This window comes from Sorangium sp. So ce321 (assembly GCF_051530195.1).
Classification (GTDB): domain Bacteria; phylum Myxococcota_A; class Polyangia; order Polyangiales; family Polyangiaceae; genus Sorangium.
In genome coordinates this window covers 7107561-7131753 of record NZ_CP150329.1, presented here as the reverse complement: position 1 = coordinate 7131753, position 24193 = coordinate 7107561, and the positions used below count along the sequence as shown (strand labels likewise).

At 71.2% G+C, this 24193-nt stretch carries 3 protein-coding genes; all 3 read left to right on the top strand.

What is annotated here, in order from left to right; genetic code table 11:
- Positions 1-12: 12 nt before the first annotated feature.
- Genes WME89_RS26145 through WME89_RS26135 form a run of 3 tightly spaced genes read left to right on the top strand, consistent with a single transcriptional unit; the run spans position 13 to position 24189 of the window.
- Positions 13-1434, top strand: coding sequence for an MFS transporter (locus tag WME89_RS26145; protein ID WP_438011796.1), 1422 nt, complete (start codon positions 13-15; stop codon positions 1432-1434).
- On the top strand, positions 1418-11068 hold the full coding sequence (locus WME89_RS26140; RefSeq protein ID WP_438011795.1) for an amino acid adenylation domain-containing protein: 9651 nt from the start codon (positions 1418-1420) through the stop codon (positions 11066-11068). Before WME89_RS26145 ends, WME89_RS26140 begins: the two co-directional genes overlap by 17 nt.
- Positions 11065-24189 (top strand): amino acid adenylation domain-containing protein, encoded by a 13125-nt coding sequence (locus WME89_RS26135; protein WP_438011794.1) that lies wholly within the window; start codon positions 11065-11067, stop codon positions 24187-24189. Before WME89_RS26140 ends, WME89_RS26135 begins: the two co-directional genes overlap by 4 nt.
- Positions 24190-24193 lie beyond the last annotated feature (4 nt).

The window sequence follows — 24193 nt, the reverse complement described above, 5'->3', positions numbered from 1 at the left end:
GCGTTCGCCTTGTTGTGGGCGAGCGAGACCGCCTTCGACCTCGGCTCCGCGCTGATGACGTTCGCGCTCGGAGTCTGGGTGTTCCAGCGGACGGGATCTGCGCAGCAGTTCTCGTTGGCGATCGTGGCGACCGCGTTTCCAAGCCTGCTCATGACCCCGGTGGCGGGCGCGCTGGCCGATCGGTTCGACCGGCGCTGGGTCATCGTGGGGTGCGACGCCTGCTCGGCGGTGCTGGTCGCCGTGCTCGCCGTCCTGGTGTTTCAGAATCGGATGCAGCCGGGCCACCTCTATGCGTTCAACGCCGCCAGCGCGGTCGTTGGATCGATCCGCATCCCGGCGTACCGGGCGGCGATGGGATCGATCGTGCCGCGGGAGCGGCTCACCCAGGCTGGCGCGCTGATCGGACTCACGCAGAGCGTGTTCCAGGTCGCGGTGCCCCTGGTCGCGGGTTACCTCATGGCCGCGCTCGGGCTGACCGGCATCGTCACCGTGAACATTCTCCTCGTGGCTGCCGGAGCGATCGCCGCGTTCGGCGGGCTCTCGCGGAGCCGGCAGGCCGTCCGCGGGGTCGAGCGCGCGGGGCGGTCGTCGCTCTTCCGCGAGATCGCTCTCAGCGTGCGCTCCGCGTTGGCCTATCTGCGCGAGGTGCCGATGATGGCCGGGCTTTCGATCTATGGCGCGATCCAGGAGGCCCTCGTCGTGCTCGCCGCGAGCATGATGATCCCGCTCGCCCTCTCGACGCATACCAGCGATGCGGTCGGCTGGATCCTGAGCAGCGGTGCGCTGGGAGCGGTGGCGGGGTCGGCGCTGCTGGTGGTCGCGCCGGTGCGTCGTCGCCAGATGCGCTGGATGCTCGTGGCTCAACTGTCGGTATCGCTGATGCTGGTGCTGGTCGGGCTCGCGAGCTCGACGGTCCTGTGGGCCCTGTGCGCGTTCGGCGCGTACTTCGGCGGTGCGACGTCGACCGCATGCGCCCTCGCGCTGCTCCTGCGCAAGACGCCGGTCGAAAACCGAGGGAGTCTGTTCGCGCTGAACGCTGCGCTCAACGGGATCATGTTGTGCGTGGCGATGCTGGTGGGCGGCTATTTCGCTCACCATGTCTTCGAGCCGGCGCTCCTGGCCGGAGGCGCCTGGGCGAGCACGGTGGGCGCCTGGGTCGGCACAGGCAAGGGCCGCGGTCTTGCCTTCGTCTTCATCGTGTGCGGCGCCGCTGGCGGCCTCCTGTCGCTCGTCGCGCTGCTCTCGCCGCGATTCCGAGACTTCGACGAGGGGACGCCCGATCCAGCGGATGAACCGACGACAGCCACGTCGCCGGCCGCGGCGCACCCCGAGCCGGGGGCCGCCCGAGGCCACGCGCCAGGTGTGGATGAGCTTCTCGCTTGCGAACCGATGTCACCCGAGCGCCCAGGAGTCGCCGTTGACCACTCGACATGACCTCACGTCCGTCCAGCAGGCGGTCTGGCTGGATCAGATGCTGGCGCCAGGGGTGCCTTCCTACAACATCGGGATGGCCTTTCGGATCGACGGCGACCTCGACGAGGCGCGGTTCGAGGCGGCGATCGGTCACGTCGTGGAGACCCACGACGCGCTTCGGCTGGTGATCGGGGAGGAGGCCAGTGTCCCTTTCCAGCGCGTCCTGCCGCGTGTCGGTGGCGTCGTGCCGGTGCTCGACCTGACCGGCCACGACGACGCCGAGGCGCGCGCCTGGGCCCACATCCAGCGGGCAGCGAGCACGCCGTTCGAGCTCCACGGCCGCCCGCTGTGGGAGGCGCAGCTCGTGCGGATCAGGCCGGACTGCCGGTACTTTCGTCTCCACTTCCACCACCTCGTGTCCGACGGCACCCACTTCGCCATCGTGGTGCGCGCCATCGCGGAGGCTTACGAGCGGTGCTCGCGCGGCGCGCCTGCGCCGTCCTACCTCGAATTTGCCGAGAAAGACCGGCTGTATCTGGCGTCGCCCCGCTACGAGGCCGATCGACAGTTCTGGACAGAGCGATTCGTCAGCTTGCCACCGCCGCTCCTCTCCCCGGGCGCGTTCGAGGCCATGGCCAGCGGTCGCGACGCCTGGGTCAGCGACCGTGTCATGCGGCGGATCGAGGGCCACGAGCTCGCCCGCCTGCGCGCGTATCTCGCGGCGTCCGGAAGCACGTTGCAGCACTTCGTGCTCGCCGTCGTGGCCACCTACTTCGCGCGCACGCACGGCGCAGAGGAGGTGGTGATCGGGGTGTCGGTGCACAACCGCGGCACGGCGCGCGACCGGAGCACGGCGGGCATGTTTTCCTCGATGATCCCGCTCGGGATCCAGGTCCATCGCGACCAAAGCATCGCCGAGCTGATGCAGGACGTGGCCACCGAGCTGCGGCGTTGCTATCGCCATCAGCGATTCCCGATCCAGGATCTCAACAGGTCGCTGCGCCTCGACCAGCTCGGCCGGCGGCAGCTGTTCGACGTGACGCTGAGCCTGGACATCTATCCGGAAGCAACGCCGATCGGCGCGGCGCGCTGGGCGGTGGTCGACAAGATGTACAGCGGCTTCGCTCAGGTTCCCCTGGCCGTGTGCATCAACGAGTATCCGGGGACCGACCACGCGGTCATCGAGATCGACTACAGCCGTGCGGCCTTCGAGCGCGGCGAGATCGAGCGCGTTCAGCGCCGCCTTTCGTGCGTGATGAACGCTGTGCTCGAAGGCGGCGCTGGCCAGCCGATCGGCGCGCTACCGCTGATCGACGAGGACGAGCGGCGCCAGGTGGTGGTGGGCTGGAACGAGACCGGCACGGCGTACCCGACGGGGCTGCGGGTGCACGAGCTGTTCGAGGCGCAGGTGGCGCGGACCCCGGCCGCGGTGGCGGTGGACGACGGAGCGCGGCGGCTGCCCTACGCGGAGCTCAATGCGCGCGCCAACCAGCTTGCGCACGCGCTGCGGCGGCAGGGCGTGGGCCCAGACGTGCCGGTGGGGCTGTGCCTGGAGCGCAGCGTGGAGATGGTGATCGGGCTCCTGGCGGTGCTGAAGGCGGGCGGCTGCTACGTGCCGCTCGATCCTGACCAGCCGAAGGTGCGGCTGCGCGAGATGGTCGCGGACAGCGCGCCGCGTGTGGTGCTGGTGGACGCGGTGGGGGACCGGACGCTGGCCGAGGTCGAAGGCATCGGCGCACGGCGCGTGGCGCTCTCGATGCAGGCCTGGGGCTTCTCGCACGAGCCGTGCGACGCGCCGCCGGCGGAGGGACACGAGCGCGACCTGGCGTACGTGATCTACACGTCGGGCTCGACGGGGACGCCCAAGGGGGTGATGAACGAGCACCGCGGCGTGGTGAACCGGCTGCGGTGGATGCAGCAGGCGTACGGGCTGGGCGACCGGGACGTGGTGCTGCAGAAGACGCCGTTCGGGTTCGACGTGTCGGTGTGGGAGCTGTTCTGGCCGCTGATGGCGGGGGCGCAGCTGGTGATGGCGCGTCCGCACGGGCACAAGGACCCGGACTACCTGGCGACGCTGATCGAGCGCGCGAGGGTGACGACGCTGCACTTCGTGCCGTCGATGCTGCAGGCGTTCCTGGCCGAGGACGTGGCGGAGCGGTGCACGAGCCTGGTGCGGGTGTTCTGCAGCGGCGAGGCGTTGCCAGCGCCGCTGGTGCGGCGCTTCCACGACCGGCTGCCCGGGGTCGAGCTCCACAACCTGTACGGGCCGACCGAGGCGGCCGTGGATGTCACTGCGTGGCAGTGCAGGCCGGGCGAGACGAGCGACCCGATCCCCATCGGCCGGCCGATTGCGAACACACAGCTTTACATTCTAGACGAGCGGCGGGAGCCGGTGCCGGTGGGCGCGGCGGGCGAGATCTACATCGGCGGCGTGCAGGTGGCCCGGGGCTACCTGAACCAGCCGGCGCTGACCTCAGCGCGGTTCGTCGACGATCCGTTCACGGCGGGTGGTCGGCTGTATCGCACGGGAGATCTGGGGCGCTGGCGGTCTGACGGGGCGATCGAGTACCTGGGGCGCAACGACCTGCAGGTGAAGATCCGCGGCGTACGGATCGAGCTGGGCGAGATCGAGGTGCGGCTCGCCGAGGTGATGGGGCTGCGCGAGGTGGCGGTGACGGCGCGCGAGGACGAGCCGGGCGACGTTCGGCTGGTGGCGTACTACACGGCAGAAGGCGAGCAGGCGCCGGACGCCGCGGCGCTGCGAGCGCACGCGGCGCTGCGGCTGCCAGCGGCGGCCGTACCGGCGGCGTACGTGCGGCTCGCGGCGATGCCGGTGACGGCGAATGGCAAGCTCGATCGCAAGGCCCTGCCCGCGCCGGACGCTGCGGCGTTCGCGCACCGGGTGTACGAGGCTCCCCAGGGCGCGACCGAGCAGACGCTCGCCGGGATCTGGGCCGAGCTGCTCGGGATCGAGCGGGTCGGCCGCCACGACAACTTCTTCGCGCTGGGCGGCCACTCGCTGGTCGCTATCCGGCTGATCGAGCGCATGCGCAGCGCGCACATGCACGCCGACGTGCGGGTCGTGTTCAGCGCTCCGACCCTGGCGGCGCTCGCGAGCCAGGTCGGCGCGGAGAGCGACGAGGTGGCGGTGCCGCCGAACCTCATCCCGCCGGACGCCGACCGCATCACGCCCGAGATGTTGCCGCTGGTGAGCCTCAGCCAGGCATCGATCGACGCGATCGTCGCGGCGGTCGATGGCGGCGCGGCCGGTGTGCAGGACATCTATGCGCTGGCGCCGCTCCAGGAGGGGATCCTGTTCCACCATCTGGTGCGGAGTCCCGACGACGCGGATCCGTACGTCATGTCCGGCCTGTTCGGCTTCGCCAGCCGCGCGCGGCTCGACCGCTTCCTCCAGGCGCTGCAGCAGGTGATCGACCGCCACGACATCCTGCGCACCGCCATTGCCTGGCAGGGCCTGGAGCAGCCGGTCCAGGTGGTACACCGGCGTGCGACGCTCGAGGTCGAGGTCGTCGCGCTCGATCCGGACGCCGGCGAGCTCGTCGCGCAGCTCGAGGCAGGTCACGACGCGCGGATCGACGTGACCCGGCCGCCGCTGTTTCGCGGTCGCGTGGCTGCCGACCCGACGCGCGGGCGCTGGATTCTGCACCTCCTGTTTCATCACCTGGTGCTGGACCACACGACGCTGGAGACCGTGCTCGCCGAGGCGCGCGCGATCGAGGACGGCCAGCGCGATCTGCCGGTGCCGGCGCCGTTCCGCGACTTCGTGGCGCAGGCGAGGTTGCGGGTCTCTGCCAGCGAGCACGAGGCGTTCTTCCGCGAGATGCTCGGCGACGTCGATGCGCCCACCGCGCCGTTCGGGCTGCTTGACGTGCACGGCGACGGCAGCGGCATCGCCGAGGCGAGCCGGCCCTTGTCGGCCGAGCTCGCGCGCGCGGTCCGCGATCGCGCGCGGGCGCTGGGCGTGAGCCCGGCGAGCCTCTTTCACCTGGCGTGGGCGCTCGTGCTGGCGCGGACGACGGACCGGCGCGACGTCGTGTTCGGCACCGTGCTCGTCGGTCGCGCGCAGGGCGGCGCGCGAGCGGACCGGGCGCTCGGCGTGTTCATCAACACGCTGCCGATCCGCCTCGACGTGGACGCGCGCGGTGTCGCGGACACGGCGCGAGGCACGCACGCGCGCATCGTCGAGCTGCTCCGCCACGAGCACGCGCCCCTCGCGCTGGCGCAGCGAGCCAGCGCGATCCCGAGCCAGGCGCCGCTGTTCACTTCGCTCCTCAACTACCGGTTCAGCGCCGACGACAGCGGTGCGCCACCGCTGGCGCACGTGCTGGGATCGGAGATCGAGCTCCTCGCCAGCCGCGAGCGCACGAACTACCCGTTCGGTCTCACCATCGACGATCTCGGGCAGGCGCTCGTCCTCACGGCCAAGGCGCCGCGGGAGGTGGGGCCAGAGCGGATCTGCGACTTCGTAGAGACCGCGCTACAGGTGCTGGTCCACGCGCTCGCAACGGAGCCCGCGCGGCCCGTGCGTGAGCTCGATGTGCTGCCGGCGTCCGAGCGCGAGCGCGTGCTCGCTTCCTCGAGCGACACCGCGATCGAGGTCCCACCAGGCGCGTCTGTCCACGGCCTGTTCGAGGCGCAGGTCGCGCGGACGCCACGGGCGATCGCCGTCGTGCACGGGGACGTCGAGGTGACGTTCGCCGAGCTCGATGCGCGGGCGAACCGCTTGGCGCAGGCCCTGCGCGCCCACGGCGTCGGGCCAGATCGCCGGGTTGCGATCGTGCTCGAGCGCGGGGTTGACATGATCGTCGCCGTGCTCGGCATCCTCAAGGCCGGAGGCGCCTACGTGCCGCTCGACCCGTCGTCGCCGCCGGAGCGCCTCGCGCAGGTGTTGGTCGATGCCGGACCGGTCTGCGTGATCTCGCAGGCGGCGCTCCGCGCGAGCTTACCTCCCGCACCGCCGGTGATCCTGCTGGCCGCGGGCGGAGCGAACATCGCGCTTGCCCGGGGAATGGCCGACGCGCGGCTTGATGAGACGGCAAGCGATGCGCCCGGCGCGTCGAGCGATCCGGCTCGCCAGCTGGCCTACGTCATCTACACGTCGGGATCGACCGGGCGACCCAAGGGGGTCATGGTCGAGCACGGCAGTGTGGTCAACCTCTGGGCGGCGCTGGAGCGCGCCATCCACGCGCATCACCCGCGCTGCCGGCGGGTCAGCCTCAACGCGCCGCTCGCGTTCGACTCGTCCGTCAAGCAGTGGGTCCAGCTGCTGTCTGGACGCACGCTCGTCGTCGTGCCGGCCGATGTGCGGGTCGACGGCGCGGCGTTGCGCGACTTCGTCGCCGCGCACGAGATAGACGTCCTGGACTGCACGCCGTCTCAGCTGGCGCTGACGCTGGACGAGCACGGGGCGCCTCGCTGCGCCGTCACGCTGGTCGGCGGCGAGGCGATCAGCCCGGCGCAGTGGCATGCGCTGGTCGAGCACGGCCCGACGACCTTCTACAACGTCTACGGCCCGACCGAGTGCACCGTCGACGCCACGGTGGCTCGCATCTCGGGCGGTGCGCCGCACATCGGCCGACCGATCGCGAATGTGCGTGTGTACGTGGTGGACGCGTCGTTTCGACCATTGCCTGTTGGGGTGGTCGGTGAGATCGTGATTGGCGGGGCGGGGGTGGGGCGCGGCTACCTGGGAGAGCCTGGTCTGACGGCGGAGCGGTTCGTGGACGATCCGTTCGTGTCCGGAGGACGAGTGTACCGGACTGGGGATCTCGGTCGGTGGCGAGCGGACGGGACGATCGAGTACGCAGGTCGTAACGACTTTCAGGTGAAGCTTCGAGGCTACCGTATCGAGCCAGGGGAGATCGAGGCGCGGCTCGGGGAGGTGAGCGGAGTCGATGAGGTGGTGGTGGTGGCGCGTCGCGAGGGCGGGGAGGGGAGCGATGCGCGGTTGGTGGCGTACTACACGGGCGAGGGGGACCTGGGGGACGCGCTGCGCGCGCACGCGTCGCGGCACCTTCCGTCGTACATGGTGCCGACTTCGTACGTGTCGCTCGCGGCGCTGCCGCTGACGGCGCACGGCAAGCTCGACCGCGGTGCGCTGCCCGCGCCTGAGGCGTCGGAGGTGATGCGAGGCGAAGCGCCGCGGAATCAGATTGAAGAGATCCTTGCCGGGCTGTGGAGCGAGCTTCTGGGGCGCGAGCAGGTGAGTCGGAGCGACGACTTCTTCGAGCTTGGTGGTCACTCGTTGCTGGCGATGCAGCTTGTGTCGCGTGTGCGTCGGTTGCTGGGGGTCGAGCTTGCGTTGTCCGAGGTGTTCGCGCACCCCGAGCTGCACCGGCTTGCGGCGCGCGTGAGGGTGGCGGAGCGGACGGAGCTGCCGGAGATCGGGGTGGGTGAGCGGCGTGGACCGGAGCCTGTGTCGCTGACGCAGCAGCGGCTATGGTTCTTGACGCGTCTGGAGGGCGCGAGCGCGGCGTATCACATCCGGGGTGCGTTCCGGCTGCGCGGGGTGCTGGACCGTGGCGCGCTGTTGGGCGCGCTGAGGCGAATCGTGGAACGTCACGAGTCGCTGCGCACGCGCTTCGGGGTGCAGGACGGCGTGCCGGTGCAGGAAGTGCAGGCTACGGCGGCGGTTCAGCTGCGCGAGCAGGATGTGCGGGGCTCGGCCGATGCGGCGGCAGCGGCGCGCGCGCTGGGCGAAGCGCATGCGGCGACGGCGTTCGAGCTGAGCGAGGAGCTGCCGCTGCGGGTGCTGGTCGTGCGCACGGGCGAAGACGAGCACGTGCTCGAGGTGGTGATGCACCACATCGCGTCGGACGGCTGGTCGGTGGGCGTCTTTTTGCGCGAGCTGAGCGCGCTGTACGCAGCGTATGCGTCGGGTCGAGGCGATCCGCTGCCGGCCCCGACGGTGCAGTACGCGGACTGGGCAGCGTGGCAGCGGAGCACGCTGGCGAGCGGGCAGCTTGCGCGACAGAGCGAGTTCTGGCGGAGCAACCTTCGCGGAGCGCCGAGCCTGTTGAGCTTGCCGTGGGACCGCCCGCGCCCTGCGCAGCAGGACCCTGCCGGCGCGAGCATCGATGTCGAGGTGGGAGCGGAGCTGACGCGCGGGCTGCGTGCGTTGAGCCGTCGGCACGGAGTGACGATGTTCATGACGCTGCTTGCGAGCTGGGGGGCTGTGCTCTCTCGGCTGAGCGGGCAGGAAGAGGTGGTGATCGGAAGTCCCGTGGCTGGTCGGGGTCGGGCGGAGATCGAGTCGCTGATCGGGTTCTTCGTGAACACGCTGGCGCTGCGCATCGACCTGCAGGGTGAGCCGACGGTGAGCGAGGTGCTGGGGCGTACGCGTGCGCAGGTGCTGGCAGCGCAGGAGCACCAGGACCTGCCGTTCGACCAGGTGGTGGAGGTGGTCGCGCCGCCGCGCAGCCTGTCGCACACGCCGCTGTACCAGGTGATGCTGGACTGGCACAGCACGCGGGATGCGCCGCTGACGCTGCCAGGCTTGCAGGTGACGACGCTCCCGACGGAGCTCGACACGGCGCAGTGCGACCTGACGCTGGCGCTGCAGGAGGGTGAGGAGGGGCTCGTCGGGAGCCTGAACTACGCGACGGCGCTGTTCGAGCGCGAGACGGTGGAGCGCTACCGTGGCTACTGGCTGCGTGTGCTGGAGGGCATGGTGGCCGACGATCGGCAGCCGATCGGCGCGATTGCTGTGCTGTCGCCGGCGGAGTGGCGGCGCGTGGTGGTCGAGTGGAACGACACGGGGCGTGCGCTGCCGCTGGAGCGGTGCGTGCACGAGCTGTTCGAGGCGCAGGTGGCGCGGGCCCCTGAGGCGGTCGCGGTGGACGACGGGACAGAGCGTGTGAGCTACGGCGAGCTGAACCGGCGAGCCAACCGGCTGGCGCGACACCTGCGCGAGGTGGGCGTCACGGCGGACGCGCGGGTGGGGGTGTGCGCCGAGCGCGGGGCGCCGGTGCTGGTGGCGCTCCTGGCCACGCTGAAGGCGGGCGGAGCCTACGTGCCGCTGGATCCTGCCTATCCAGACGAGAGGTTGGCCCACATCATCGAGGACAGCGCGCCTGTCGCGGTGCTGACGGCGGGTGCAGGGCGCGAGGTGGCGCGCCGTCACGTGCGCGGGACGGTCGCTGTGGTCGACGTCGAGCTGGACGCGGGCCAGTGGGCCTCGCGCCGCGATGACGACCTCGACGCGCGGGCGCACGGTGTTGGCGCGGAGCACCTGGCGTACGTGATCTACACGTCGGGCTCGAGCGGTCAGCCCAAGGGCGTGATGATCGAGCACCGCAATCTTGTGAACTACACGCTTGCGGCGATCGAGTGGTTCGGGCTGGGACCTGCGGACACGGTGCTGCAGCAGAACTCGCTGAACTTCGACCTGTCGCTGGAGGAGATCATGCCAGCGCTGCTGGCGGGAGCGCGTCTGTTGCCGAGGTCGCGCCCGTTCGGGGCCGGGGACGAGGGCGAGCGCGCGAGCGTGGTGCACCTGACGGCGGCGCACTGGCACAGCCTTGTCGGCGAGTGGAGCCGTCCGGGGGCGGGCGCGCCGCCGCTGGACGGAGTGCGCATGATGAACGTGACGGGCGATGCGCTGTCGCCGCACGCGCTGGGGCGCTGGGAGGCGCTGGGCGCGGAGACGCGGCTGATCAACACGTACGGGCCGACGGAGGTGACGGTGTCGTGCAGCGCGGCGTACGTTCGTCACGAGGCAGGCGCTGCGCGCGTGAGCATCGGCAAGCCGTTCGCGAACACGCGGATGTACGTGCTGGACCGGCGCGGCGAGCCGGTGCCGGTGGGCGTGGTGGGGGAGCTGTTCATCGCGGGCGCGCAGGTGGGGCGCGGCTATCTGCACCAGCCGCAGCGCAGCGCCGAACGGTTCGTGGCGGACCGGTTCCATCCCGGAGAGCGCATGTACCGCAGCGGCGACCTGGCGCGCTGGCGGCCCGACGGAGAGCTGGAGTTCATCGGGCGCGATGACGGGCAGGTGAAGGTGCGCGGCTTCCGCGTGGAGCTCGGCGAGGTCGAGAGCGCGCTGGCGCAGTTGCCTGGGCTCGACGAGGTGGCGGTGCTCCTGCGCGAGGACGTCTCCGGCGACAAGCGCCTGGTTGCGTACTACACCGGCGCGGCCGCGCTCGACGACGACGCGCTGCGACGTCACGCCGCCGAGAAGCTGCCGGCGTACATGCTGCCGGCGGCGTACGTGCGGCTCGCTGCGCTGCCCCTCACCCCCAACGGCAAGCTCGATCGCAAGGCGCTGCCCGCGCCGGAGGCTGCAGCATCCGGGCATCAGGCGTACGAGGCTCCCCAGGGCGCGATCGAGCAGACGCTCGCCGAGATCTGGGCCGAGCTGCTCGGCGTCGAGCAAGTCGGACGCCACGACAACTTCTTCGCGCTGGGCGGCCACTCGCTGATCGCCATCCGGCTGATCGAGCGCATGCGCCGCGCGCGCATGCACGCCGACGTCACCGCGATCTTTCTGACGGCCACGCTGAGCGAGCTGGCGGCGCAGGTGCGCGCCACCGCTGACGAACCGAACGTTCCCCCGCGCCCGATCGCGCGCCACCCGGGCGGCGTCCGCGATCAGGACGCGGCCTTCGGGCTCGACGTCGAGGAGATCCGACTGTGAACACACACGCTCTGCTGCAGCTCCTGGAAGAGAAGCAGATCCAGATCCACGCCGATGGCGGTGAGCTGGTCATTCGCGCGCCGCGCGGCGCGCTCGACCCGGCGCTGGTCGAGTCGCTGCGGAGCGGGAAGGCCGCCCTGCTCGCCGAGCTCGAGCACCGGAACGAGCGGACCACGCCCGTCTCCCGGATCACGCCGGACATGCTCCCTCTCGTCAAGCTGCCCCAGGACGCGATCGACGCGATCGTCGCGAAGGTCGAGGGCGGAGCGGCCAACGTCCAGGATATCTATCCCTTGGGTCCGCTGCAGGAGGGGCTGTTCTTCCACTACCTGCTCCAGGACGGCGGCGACCCGTACCTGTTGTCCACCGTGCTCCGCTTCGACACCCGAGCGCGGCTCGACGGCTTCGTCGCCGCGCTGCAGGAGGTGATCGATCGTCACGACATCTTGCGCACCGGCTTTGTCTGGGAAGGGCTCGACCAGCCGGTCCAGGTCGTGTGGCGGCGGGCGACGCTCTCGGTCCAGCAGGTGGAGCTGGATGCGCAGGGCGACGACGCGGCCGGACGCCTCGAAGCGCTGCACCACCCATCTCGCTATCGCCTGGACGTGGGCCGCGCGCCGCTCCTCACCTGCTACGTGGCCCCCGACGACACGCCGGCCGAGATCGCCGACGAGGCGGCAGGCACGTCGCGTGGCTCCGCGGGCGGGCCCTGGCTGCTGCACCTGCTCGCCCACCACCTGATCAGCGATCACACGACGCTGGACCTGCTCGTCGAGGAGGCGCGCATGATCGTCCGCGGCGAGCGAGACCGCTTGCCGCGGACGGTGCCGTTTCGCAACTTCGTGGCCCAGGCCTGCACGAGCGTGGGCCAGGACGACCACGACGCGTTTTTCCGCAGCCTGCTGGGCGACATCGAGGAGCCGACCGCGCCGTTCGGTGTCGTCGAGGTCCGGGGCGATGGCCGCGGCCACGACGAGGTCCGACAGATGCTCGACCCCGCGATATCGACCGCGCTCCGCCGCGTCGCGCGCGCCATGCGGGTCAGCGCGGCAAGCCTCGTCCACCTGGCGTGGGCCCTGGTCCTGGCCCGGACGACCGGGCGGCGCAATGTCGTGTTCGGCACGCTGTTGTTCGGTCGGATGCAGAGCGGCGCGGACGCCGATCGCGCGCTGGGGATGTTCCTCAACACGCTGCCGATGCGCGTCGACGTCGGCGATGACAGCGTCCGGCGCGCGCTCGAGCGCACGCACGCGACGCTCGTCCAGCTGCTCCGCCACGAGCACGCATCGCTGGCGCTCGCCCAGCGTGCGAGTGGCGTCCCCGCGAAGACCCCTCTGTTCACCTCGCTGTTGAACTATCGCCACAGCGATCGGGCCGCGGTGGATCGCAGCGGTCAGGCGCGATACCTCGGCGATGGCATCGCGCTGCTCCGCGCCCGCGAGCGCACCAACTACCCCTTGAGCGTCGATGTCGACGACCTGGGCGACGGTTTCCACCTGACCGCGCAGGCCGACGCCTCGATCGGCGCAGCACGGCTGTGCGACTACATGGTCTGCGCGCTGACCGGCCTGGTCCAGGCGCTCGAGGGCAATCCGGATCGGCCGGTTCGCGAGCTCGAGGTCCTGCCCGAACCCGAACGTGTGCAGATCATCGAGGCCTGGAGCGCGGGTGGCGAGGCCGCGGCCGACGTGGATGCGTGCATCCACGAGCGCTTCGAGCAGCAGGCGGCGCTGCGCCCCGACGCGATCGCGCTCGCGTGGGGCGATCGCCGGCTCCGCTACGGCGAGCTCAACGCGCAGGCCAACCGGCTCGCGCATCACCTCCGCGCCATGGGCGTGAGACCCGACGACCGCGTCGCCGTGTACGGTCCGCGCAGCGCCGAGATCGTCGTGGCCGTGCTGGCCGTGCTCAAGGCGGGCGGCGCCTACGTCCCGCTGGATCCGAGCTATCCGCTGGAGCGCCTGGGTCAGATGGTCGAGGACTGCGGCCCGCGGGTCATGCTCCACGTCGGGCCTTTCCCGGACGCTGTCGCGCGCCACCTGCCTCGTGTCGACCTGCAGGCCGACGCCGCATGGCAGCACGAGAGCGAGCGCAACCCCGATCGCCAGACCATCGGTCTGGGTCCGCAGCACCTCGCGTATGTGCTCTACACCTCGGGCTCCACGGGGCGCCCCAAGGGCGTGATGATCGAGCACCGCGGCGTGGTGAACCAGAACGCCGCGCTGGCCGAGCGGATCGGCCTCGGTCCGGGCGATCGCGTGCTGCAGTTCGCCTCGCTGTCGTTCGACACGTCCGTCGAGGAGCTGTTCGCGACCTGGATGCGCGGCGCCACGCTCGTGATGCGCACCGACGAGTGGCTGGCCGGTCCGCGTACATTCTGGGCGCTGTGCGAGGCGCACGGCGTGACGGTCGTGGATCTGCCGACCCAGTTCTGGGCGCAGCTCGCGCTCGATCCCGAGGGAGCGTCGATCCCGGTCTCGGTGCGGCAGGTCATCATCGGCGGCGAAGCCGTGACCGAACGCGCGCTCGCGGCGTGGTTTGCGCGCGACGGGCACCGGCCGCGGCTGCTCAACACCTACGGGCCGACCGAGACGACGATCAGCGCGACGATGCACGAAGCCGAGGGCCGCGCGGGCCAGTGGCGGATCATCGGTCGCCCGAGCGCCGGCGTCCGGGTCTACCTCGTGGATCGCGCGTTGCGGCCGGTACCCGCTGGCGTGGCGGGCGAGATCGTGATCGGGGGCGTGCAGGTCGGACGCGGCTACCTGAACCAGCCCGCGCTGACGGCAGAGCGGTTCCTCGACACGCCGAGCACGCTGGGCGCGTCGGGCGCGCGGCTGTACCGCACCGGCGACGTCGGTCGCTGGCGACCGGACGGCACCATCGAGTACCTCGGGCGCGACGACAACCAGGTGAAGATCCGCGGCTTCCGCATCGAGCTCGGCGAGATCGAGGCAGCGCTCGCGAAGGTCACGGGCGTCACGGACGTCGTGGTGGTGGCCCGCGCAATCGAGCTCGACGGGCACGGCGACCAGAAGCTGGTGGCGTACTTCGTCGGCGACGCGGCCCCGGACGCCGAGACGCTGAGGCAGCACGTGGCGCAACACCTGCCCGCTTACATGGTCCCCTCCGCGTACGTTCGCCTCGCCGCGCTGCCGCTGTCTCCGACAGGCAAGCTCGATCGCCGAGCGCTGCCCGCGCCGGATGCCGACGCGCACGTCCGGCGGTCGTACGACGCTCCTCGCAGCGGGACCGAGCAGCTGATCGCCACGATATGGGAGGACCTGCTGCAGCTCGAGCAGGTCGGACGCCGCGACGACTTCTTCGCGCTCGGCGGGCATTCGCTCCTGGCGGTGCGGCTGCTCGCGCGGCTACGCCGGACGCTCGACGTCGAGATCTCGCTCGCCGATCTGTTCGCGCACACAGAGCTGTGGCGGCTGGCCGAGCACCTGGCAGGCGCGCGTGCCTCGTCGCTGCCGCCGATCCGGCCGGCAGCGCGCACGGGGCCGTTGCCGCTGTCGCTCGCGCAGCAGCGCCTGTGGTTCCTCACTCGGGTGGAAGGCGCGAGCGCGGCGTACCACCTCACCGCGCTGGCGCGGCTGACCGGCCCGCTCGATCGCCCGGTCCTGATCCGCGCGCTGCGTCGCGTCGTGGAGCGACACGAGGCGCTGCGCACCCGTTTCCGGCTCGTCGACGACCAGCCGGTGCAGATCGTCGAGCCCGGCGCCGAGCTACCGGTCGCCGAGGACGATCTGCGCGGCGCGTCGGACGCCGCGGCCCGGGCCCTCGAGCTCGTGAAGGCCCACGCCTGCGCGCCGTTCGACCTCGCGCGCGAGATTCCGGTGCGCGCGCTGGTCGTGCGCGTGTCCGAGGACGAGCACCTGCTGCAGGTCGTCATGCACCACATCGCTTCCGACGGCTGGTCGGTGGGTGTGCTGCTCGACGAGCTCGGTCGGCTGTACCCCCTCTACCTCGCGGGCGAATCCGACCCGCTGCCGCCGCTCGCCATCCAGTATGCCGACTACGCCGCCTGGCAGCGCGCCTGGTTCATCGAGGGCGAGCTCGAGCGCCAGCGCGCGTACTGGCACCGGACCCTCGGCGGTGCGCCGATCTTGCTCGAGTTGCCCACCACCTGGCCGCGGCCCTCGGAACAGGCTCACGCCGGGGACGAGGTCGGCGTGAGCCTCGATGCCGCGCTCGTGCAGCGGCTGCGGACGCTGTGCCGGCGGCACGGCGTGACGCCGTACATGGCGGTGCTGGCGAGCTGGGCGGCGACGCTCGGGCGCCTCGCTGCGCAGCACGAAGTGGTGATCGGAACCCCGGTGGCAGGGCGCGACCGCGCCGAGATCGAGCCGCTCGTCGGTTTCTTCGTCAACACGCTGCCGATCCGCATCGACCTGCAGGGAGCGCCCACGGTGGCGGAGCTCCTCGCACGCACCCGCGCGCAGGTGCTCTCGGCGCACGAGCACCAGGATCTGCCGTTCGATCAGATCGTCGAAGCGGTCGCGCCTCCGCGCAGCCTGGCCCACACGCCGCTATTTCAGGTGATGCTCGCCTGGCAGAGCGGGTCAGAGCGCGAGCTTTGCCTGCCCGGCGTCACGGTGACGCCGCTGCGGGTCGGACAGGCGACCGCCCAGTTCGACCTGACGCTCTCGCTCGAGGACGGAGCGCACGGGATCACCGGAACGCTCAACTACGCCACCGCGCTGTTCGACCGCGCGACCGCGCAGCGCCTCGTCGCGTACTGGGAGACGCTGCTCGAGGGGTTCGTCGCCGACGGCGAGGCGGTGGTCGCTCGACTGCCGATCTTGCCGGAGGCCGAGCGCCTGGACGTGGTGGAGAGGTGGAACCAGACGCGTGGGTCGGTGAGCAGAGGGTGCGTGCACGAGCAGTTCGAGGCGCAGGTGCGGCGCAACCCCGAGGCGATCGCGCTGGTGCACGGAGCGGAGCGCGTGAGCTACGGAGCGCTGAACGCGGCGGCGAACCGCCTGGCGCATCACCTGCGCGGGGTGGGGGTGGGTCCGGAGCATCGGGTGGCGATCTGCCTCGAGCGCGGGGTGGGGCTGGTGACGGCGATCCTTGCGGTCCTGAAGGCGGGCGGAGCCTACGTGCCGCTGGATCCGGCTTACGCCTCGGAGCGGCTGGTGGCGACGCTCGCCGACAGCGACCCATCGGTGGTGCTGGTCGACGCGACGGGGCGCGGTGCGCTGGGTGAGCCAGTGTCGGGGTCGGCGCGGTGGGTCGATATCGAGCGAGACGCGGCGCAGTGGGCGGAGGCGGACGAGCGCGATCCGGGGGTGGAAGTGTCGCCGAGCCACCTTGCGTACGTGATCTACACGTCGGGTTCGACGGGTCGGCCGAAGGGCGTGATGGTCGAGCACGCGCAGGTGTCGCGGTTGTTCGCGAGCACCGAGGGGTGGTTCGGGTTCGACGAGCGAGACGTATGGAGCCTGTTCCACTCGATCGGGTTCGACTTTTCGGTGTGGGAGCTGTGGGGAGCGCTTTCGTACGGCGGGCGGCTCGTGGTCGTGCCGCTGACGACCGCGCGCTCGCCGGCGGAGTTTTATGAGCTGTTGTGCGCCGAAGGGGTGACGGTGCTGAACCAGACGCCGAGCGCGTTCCAGCACCTGATGGGGGCGCAGGCGCAGACGAGGAGTGTGCACCAGCTGCGCTGGGTGATCTTCGGAGGGGAGGCGCTGGAGCTTCGGACGCTCAAGCCCTGGTACGAGCGCAACGACGAGCAAGCGACGCGGCTTGTGAACATGTACGGCATCACCGAGACGACGGTGCACGTGACCTACCGTGCGCTGGCGGCTCGGGACGCGGAACGGCCTGGTCCGAGCCCGATCGGGGTGAAGCTGCCCGACTTGCGGCTGTACGTGCTGGATGAGCAGAGGCAGCCGGTGGCGGTGGGGGTGACGGGGGAGCTGTACGTGGGAGGCGCGGGCGTGGCGCGCGGCTACCTCGGTCAGCCGGAGCTGACGGCGGAGCGCTTCATCGACGACCCGTTCACGGGGACGGGGCGCCTGTACCGGACTGGCGATCTGGGTCGCTGGCTACCCGACGGGAGCATCGAATATCTGGGACGCAACGACTTCCAGGTGAAGATTCGGGGCTTCCGGATCGAGCTCGGGGAGATCGAGGCGCGGCTGGCCGGCGCGCCAGGCGTCGCGGAGGTGGTGGTCGCCGCGCAGCCGGTGGGCGAGAGCGCGCCGGGAGAGCGGCGGCTTGTCGCGTACTACACGGGCGAGCACGCGCCGGATGCGCGCGCGCTGCGTGAGCACGCCGCGCGGGGTCTACCCGACTACATGCTGCCAGCCGCCTACGTGCGGCTCGCAGCGCTGCCGCTCACCCCTAACGGCAAGCTCGACCGCAAGGCGCTGCCGGCGCCTCAGGGCGAGGCTTTCGCGCGTCGCTCCTACGAGCCTCCGCAGGGCCCCGTCGAAGAGCGCCTCGCGATGCTGTGGGCGAGGCTCCTCAAGCAGGAGCGCGTCGGGCGACACGACAACTTCTTCGCGCTCGGCGGTCACTCGCTGCTGGCGGTCAGCTTGCTCGAGCGCATGCGGCGCGAGGGGCTGCACGGCGACGTGCGTGCGGTGTTCAAGGCGCAGACCTTGGCGGAGCTCGCGGCGCAGGTTCGCAACGAAGATCCGGAGCTGCCTGTGCCTCCGAACCTGATTCCGGCGCAAGCCGATCGGATCACGCCGGAGATGCTCACGCTCGTCAGCCTCGACCAGGACGCGATCGACGCGATCGTCGCGTCGGTCGACGGCGGCGCGGCCAACGTGCAGGACATCTACCCGCTCGCGCCGCTGCAGGAGGGGATGCTGTTCCACCACCGGCTCGATGCGCCGTCCGAGACCGATCCATACATGGAGTCGTACACCCTGGCCTTCCGGTCGCGGGGCCGGCTCGAGCGCTTCCTGGCGGCGCTCCAGCACATGGTCGACCGCCACGACATCCTGCGCACCGGGTTCTGGTGGGACGGCCTCGAGCAGCCGGTCCAGGTGGTGCGCCGGCGCGCGGTCGTCCCCGTCTCGTGGCTCGACCCCGATGAGCTGGGCGCCGTCGACGGCGACGTCGTGCGGGCGCTCGAGGGGCGGTTCGATCCGCGGCGGCTCCGCATCGATATCCAGCGGCCGCCGCTGCTCGCCTGCCACGTGGTCGAGGACCGCGCGCAGCAGCGCTGGGTGCTGTGCATCCTCATGCACCACCTCGTCATCGACAACACGACGCTGAAGCTGCTGGCCGCCGAGGAGCGGGCCATCGAGCTCGGCCGTCTCGACGAGCTGCCGCGGCCCGCGCCGTACCGCGAGTTCGTGGCGCGCGCCCGGCAGGCGATCCGCCTCGGCAAGCACGCCGCGTTCTTCCGCGAGCTGCTCGGAGACATCGACGAGCCGACCGCGCCCTTTGGCCTCGTCGACGTCCGCGGCGACGGGCGTGGCATCGCGGAGGTGGAGAGCAGGCTGCCCGCCGAGCTGTCGCGCGCCATCCGGCGCTGCACCGCGCGGCTCGGGGTGAGCCCGGCGAGCTTCATGCACCAGGCCTTTGGCCTCGTGCTCGCCCGGGTGACCGGCCGGCGCGACGTGGTGTTCGGGACCGTGCTGTTCGGTCGCATGCATGCCGGCGCCCAGGCCGACCGGGTGATGGGGATGTTCATCAACACGCTGCCGATGCGGATCCGCGTCGACGAGCGCGGCGTCGAAGACAGCCTCCGACGCACCCATGACCTCGTGGTCGAGCTGCTGCGCTACGAGCACACGCCGCTCGGGCTCGCGCAGCGCGAGAGCCGCGTGCCGGCGCAGACTCCGCTCTTCTCCGCCCTGCTCAACTACCGGCAAGGCGCCCTCGTCGTGCAGGAAGAGCTCGACGACGCGAGCGCGCCTCCGGATCCCGGCCGCGACGACGAGATCGATTTTCTCGGTGGCAACGAGCGCACCAACTACCCGCTGGTCCTGTCGATCGACGACATGGGAGACGACTTCTCGGTCACCGCACAGGTGAGCAGCGACATCGGACCTGCGCGCGTGTGGGACTTCATGCACGAGGCCCTCGCGGGCCTGGTCCGCGCGCTGGACGAGGATCCACGGGCGCCCACGTGCGGCATCGACGTGCTGCCCGCGGCGGAGCGCGAGCGCGTGGTCGTGGAGTGGAACGACACGGCGCGGGCCTACCCGCTCGAGTCCTGCGTGCACGAGCTGTTCGAGGCGCAGGTCGCGCGCTCTCCGGCGGCGATCGCCGTGGCGCAGGGCGACGAGGCGGTCTCGTATGCAGCGCTCGACGCGCGGGCCAACCGGCTGGCCTGGCACCTGCGGCAGCTGGGCGTGCGTTCCGGGGCCCGAGTCGCGCTGTGCTTCGAACGCAGCCCCGCGCTGATCACGGCGATGCTGGCCACGGCCAAGGCCGGCGGCGCCTACGTGCCGCTCGATCCTGCGTATCCCGCCGAGCGGCTCGAAACCTTGCTGCGGAGCTCGGCTCCGGCCGCCGTGCTGACCGACGCCCATGCCCGGCTCGCGATTGGCGCGACCGCACAGCGCGCAGGCGTGCGGGTGCTCGATCTCGACCGCGATGTCGAGCTCGACGCAAGCGCGCGGCGGGGACACGACAGGGACGACACCGCTGCCGCGCCGCCGACGTCGAGCGACCTCGCCTATGTCATCTACACCTCGGGATCGACCGGCGAACCCAAGGGGGTGATGGTCGAGCACCGCAGCCTGACCAACCTGGTCGCCTGGCATACCGAGGCGTTCGGGCTTGCGCCGGGCCATCGCAGCTCGAGCACGGCAGGCGTTGGCTTCGACGCGCTGACCTGGGAGATCTGGCCACCGCTGTGCAGTGGCGGCACCTTGCTGCTGCCGCCACGGGACGTGGCGGGCGATCCGGAACGGCTACTCGATTGGTGGCGCGCCCAGGCGCTGGACGTGAGCTTCCTTGTCACGCCGCTCGCGGAGCTGGCCCACGCCGGCGGAACGGGCAACCCGCGCCTGCAAACGTTGCTGATCGGCGGCGATCGGCTGCGCCGCTGGCCGCAGGGTCTGCCGTCCGGTCAGGCCCTGATCAACAACTACGGCCCGACGGAGAGCTGCGTGGTCGCGACCTCCGGTCGGCTGCACGAAGGCGACTCCGTCCTGCACATCGGCCGACCGATCGCGAATGTGCGTGTGTACGTGGTGGACGCGTCGTTTCGTCCATCGCCGGTTGGGGTGGTCGGAGAGATCGTGATTGGCGGGGCGGGGGTGGGTCGCGGCTACCTGGGGGAGCCTGGTCTGACGGCGGAGCGGTTCGTGGACGATCCGTTCGTGTCCGGAGGACGGGTGTACCGGACAGGAGACCTCGGTCGGTGGCGTGCCGACGGGACGATCGAGTACGTGGGTCGCAACGACTTTCAGGTGAAGCTCCGAGGCTACCGTATCGAGCTAGGGGAGATCGAGGCGCGGCTCGGGGAGGTGAGCGGAGTCGATGAGGTGGTGGTGGTGGCGCGTCGCGAGGGCGGGGAGGGGAGCGATGCGCGGTTGGTGGCGTACTACACGGGCGAGGGGGACCTGGGGGACGCGCTGCGCGCGCACGCGTCGCGGAGCCTTCCGTCGTACATGGTGCCGACGGCGTACGTGTCGCTCGCGGCGCTGCCGCTGACGGCGCACGGCAAGCTCGACCGCGGTGCGCTGCCTGCGCCCGAGGCGTCGGAGGTAAAGCGAGGCGAAGCGCCGCGGAATCAGATTGAAGAGATCCTTGCCGGGCTGTGGAGCGAGCTTCTGGGGCGCGAGCAGGTGAGTCGGAGCGACGACTTCTTCGAGCTTGGTGGTCACTCGTTGCTGGCGATGCAGCTTGTGTCGCGTGTGCGTCGGTTGCTTGGGGTCGAGCTTGCGTTGTCCGAGCTGTTCGCGCACCCCGAGCTGCACCGGCTGGCGGCGCGCGTGAGGGTCGCGGAGCGGACGGCGCTGCCGGAGATTGCGGTGGGTGAGCGGCGTGGACCGGAGCCTGTGTCGCTGATGCAGCAGCGGCTATGGTTTTTGACGCGTCTGGAGGGCGCGAGCGCGGCGTATCACATCCGGGGTGCGTTCCGGCTGCGCGGGGTGCTGGACCGTGGCGCGCTGTTGGGCGCGCTGAGGCGAATCGTGGAACGTCACGAGTCGCTGCGCACGCGCTTCGGGGTGCGGGACGGCGTGCCGGTGCAGGAAGTGCAGGACGTGCAGGCTACGGCGGCGGTTCAGCTGCGCGAGCAGGACGTGCGGGGCTCGGCCGATGCGGCGGCTGCGGCGCGCGCGCTGGGCGACGCGCATGCGGCGACGGCGTTCGAGCTGAGCGAGGAGCTGCCGCTGCGGGTGCTGGTCGTGCGCACGGGCGAAGACGAGCACGTGCTCGAGGTGGTGATGCACCACATCGCGTCGGACGGCTGGTCGGTCGGCATCTTTTTGCGCGAGCTGAGCGCGCTGTACGCAGCGTATGCGTCGGGTCGAGGCGATCCGCTGCCGGCCCCGACGGTGCAGTACGCGGACTGGGCATCGTGGCAGCGGAGCACGCTGGCGAGCGGGCAGCTTGCGCGACAGAGCGAGTTCTGGCGGAGCAACCTTTGCGGAGCGCCGAGCCTGTTGAGCTTGCCGTGGGATCGACCGCGCCCTGCGCAGCAGGACCCTGCCGGCGCGAGCATCGATGTCGAGGTGGGAGCGGAGCTGACGCGCGGGCTGCGTGCGTTGAGCCGTCGGCACGGGGTGACGATGTTCATGACGCTGCTTGCGAGCTGGGGGGCTGTGCTCTCTCGGCTGAGCGGGCAGGAAGAGGTGGTGATCGGAAGTCCCGTGGCTGGTCGGGGTCGGGCGGAGATCGAGTCGCTGATAGGGTTCTTCGTGAACACGCTGGCGCTGCGCATCGACCTGCAGGGTGAGCCGACGGTGAGCGAGGTGCTGGGGCGTACGCGTGCGCAGGTGCTGGCAGCGCAGGAGCACCAGGACCTGCCGTTCGACCAGGTGGTGGAGGTGGTCGCGCCGCCGCGCAGCCTGTCGCACACGCCGCTGTACCAGGTGATGCTGGACTGGCACAGCACGCGGGATGCGCCGCTGACGCTGCCAGGCTTGCAGGTGACGACGCTCCCGACGGAGCTGGACACGGCGCAGTGCGACCTGACGCTGGCGCTGCAGGAGGGTGAGGAGGGGCTCGTCGGGAGCCTGAACTACGCGACGGCGCTGTTCGAGCGCGAGACGGTGGAGCGCTACCGTGGCTACTGGCTGCGTGTGCTGGAGGGCATGGTGGCCGACGATCGGCAGCCGATCGGCGCGATTGCTGTGCTGTCGCCGGCGGAGTGGCGGCGCGTGGTGGTCGAGTGGAACGACACGGGGCGTGCGTTGCCGCTGGAGCGGTGCGTGCACGAGCTGTTCGAGGCGCAGGTGGCGCGGGCCCCTGAGGCGGTCGCGGTGGACGACGGGACAGAGCGTGTGAGCTACGGGGAGCTGAACCGGCGAGCCAACCGGCTGGCGCGACACCTGCGCGAGGTGGGCGTCACGGCGGACGCGCGGGTGGGGGTGTGCGCCGAGCGCGGGGCGGCGGTGCTGGTGGCGCTCCTGGCCACGCTGAAGGCGGGCGGAGCCTACGTGCCGCTGGATCCTGCCTATCCAGACGAGAGGTTGGCCCACATCATCGAGGACAGCGCGCCTGTCGCGGTGCTGACGGCGGGTGCAGGGCGCGAGGTGGCGCGCCGTCACGTGCGCGGGACGGTCGCTGTGGTCGACGTCGAGCTGGACGCGGGCCAGTGGGCCTCGCGCCGCGATGACGACCTCGACGCGCGGGCGCACGGTGTTGGCGCGGAGCACCTGGCGTACGTGATCTACACGTCGGGCTCGAGCGGTCAGCCCAAGGGCGTGATGATCGAGCACCGCAACCTGGTGAACTACACGCTTGCGGCGATCGAGTGGTTCGGGCTGGGACCTGCGGACACGGTGCTGCAGCAGAACTCGCTGAACTTCGACCTGTCGCTGGAGGAGATCATGCCAGCGCTGCTGGCGGGAGCGCGTCTGTTGCCGAGGTCGCGCCCGTTCGGGGCCGGGGACGAGGGCGAGCGCGCGAGCGTGGTGCACCTGACGGCGGCGCACTGGCACAGCCTTGTCGGCGAGTGGAGCCGTCCGGGGGCGGGCGCGCCGCCGCTGGACGGAGTGCGCATGATGAACGTGACGGGCGATGCGCTGTCGCCGCACGCGCTGGGGCGCTGGGAGGCGCTGGGCGCGGAGACGCGGCTGATCAACACGTACGGGCCGACGGAGGTGACGGTGTCGTGCAGCGCGGCCTACGTTCGTCACGAGGCCGGGGCGGCGCGCGTGAGCATCGGCAAGCCGTTCGCGAACACGCGGATGTACGTGCTGGACCGGCGCGGCGAGCCGGTGCCGGTGGGCGTGGTGGGGGAGCTGTTCATCGCGGGCGCGCAGGTGGGGCGCGGCTATCTGCACCAGCCGCAGCGCAGCGCCGAACGGTTCGTGGAGGACCGGTTCCATCCCGGAGAGCGCATGTACCGCAGCGGCGACCTGGCGCGCTGGCGGCCCGACGGAGAGCTGGAGTTCATCGGGCGCGATGACGGGCAGGTGAAGGTGCGCGGCTTCCGCGTGGAGCTCGGCGAGGTCGAGAGCGCGCTGGCGCAGTTGCCTGGGCTCGACGAGGTGGCGGTGCTCCTGCGCGAGGACGTCTCCGGCGACAAGCGCCTGGTTGCGTACTACACCGGCGCGGCGGCGCTCGACGACGACGCGCTGCGACGTCACGCCGCCGAGAAGCTGCCGGCGTACATGCTGCCGGCGGCGTACGTGCGGCTCGCTGCGCTGCCCCTCACCCCCAACGGCAAGCTCGATCGCAAGGCGCTGCCCGCGCCGGACGACTCGGCCGCGTCGAACCAGCCGTTCGAAGCGCCGTGCGGCGAGGTCGAGGAGCGGCTGGCCCGGATATGGTCCGAGCTCCTCGAGCTGCCGCGCGTCGGACGCCATGACGACTTCTTCGCGCTCGGAGGCCACTCGCTCCTGGCCGTCCGCCTCATCGAGCGGATGCGCCACGAGGACCTCCACGCTGACGTCACCTCCATCTTTACCGCCGTCAGCCTCGCCGAGCTGGCGAGAGCCACCACCCGCATGAAGGAGATTCTGCTGTGACGAC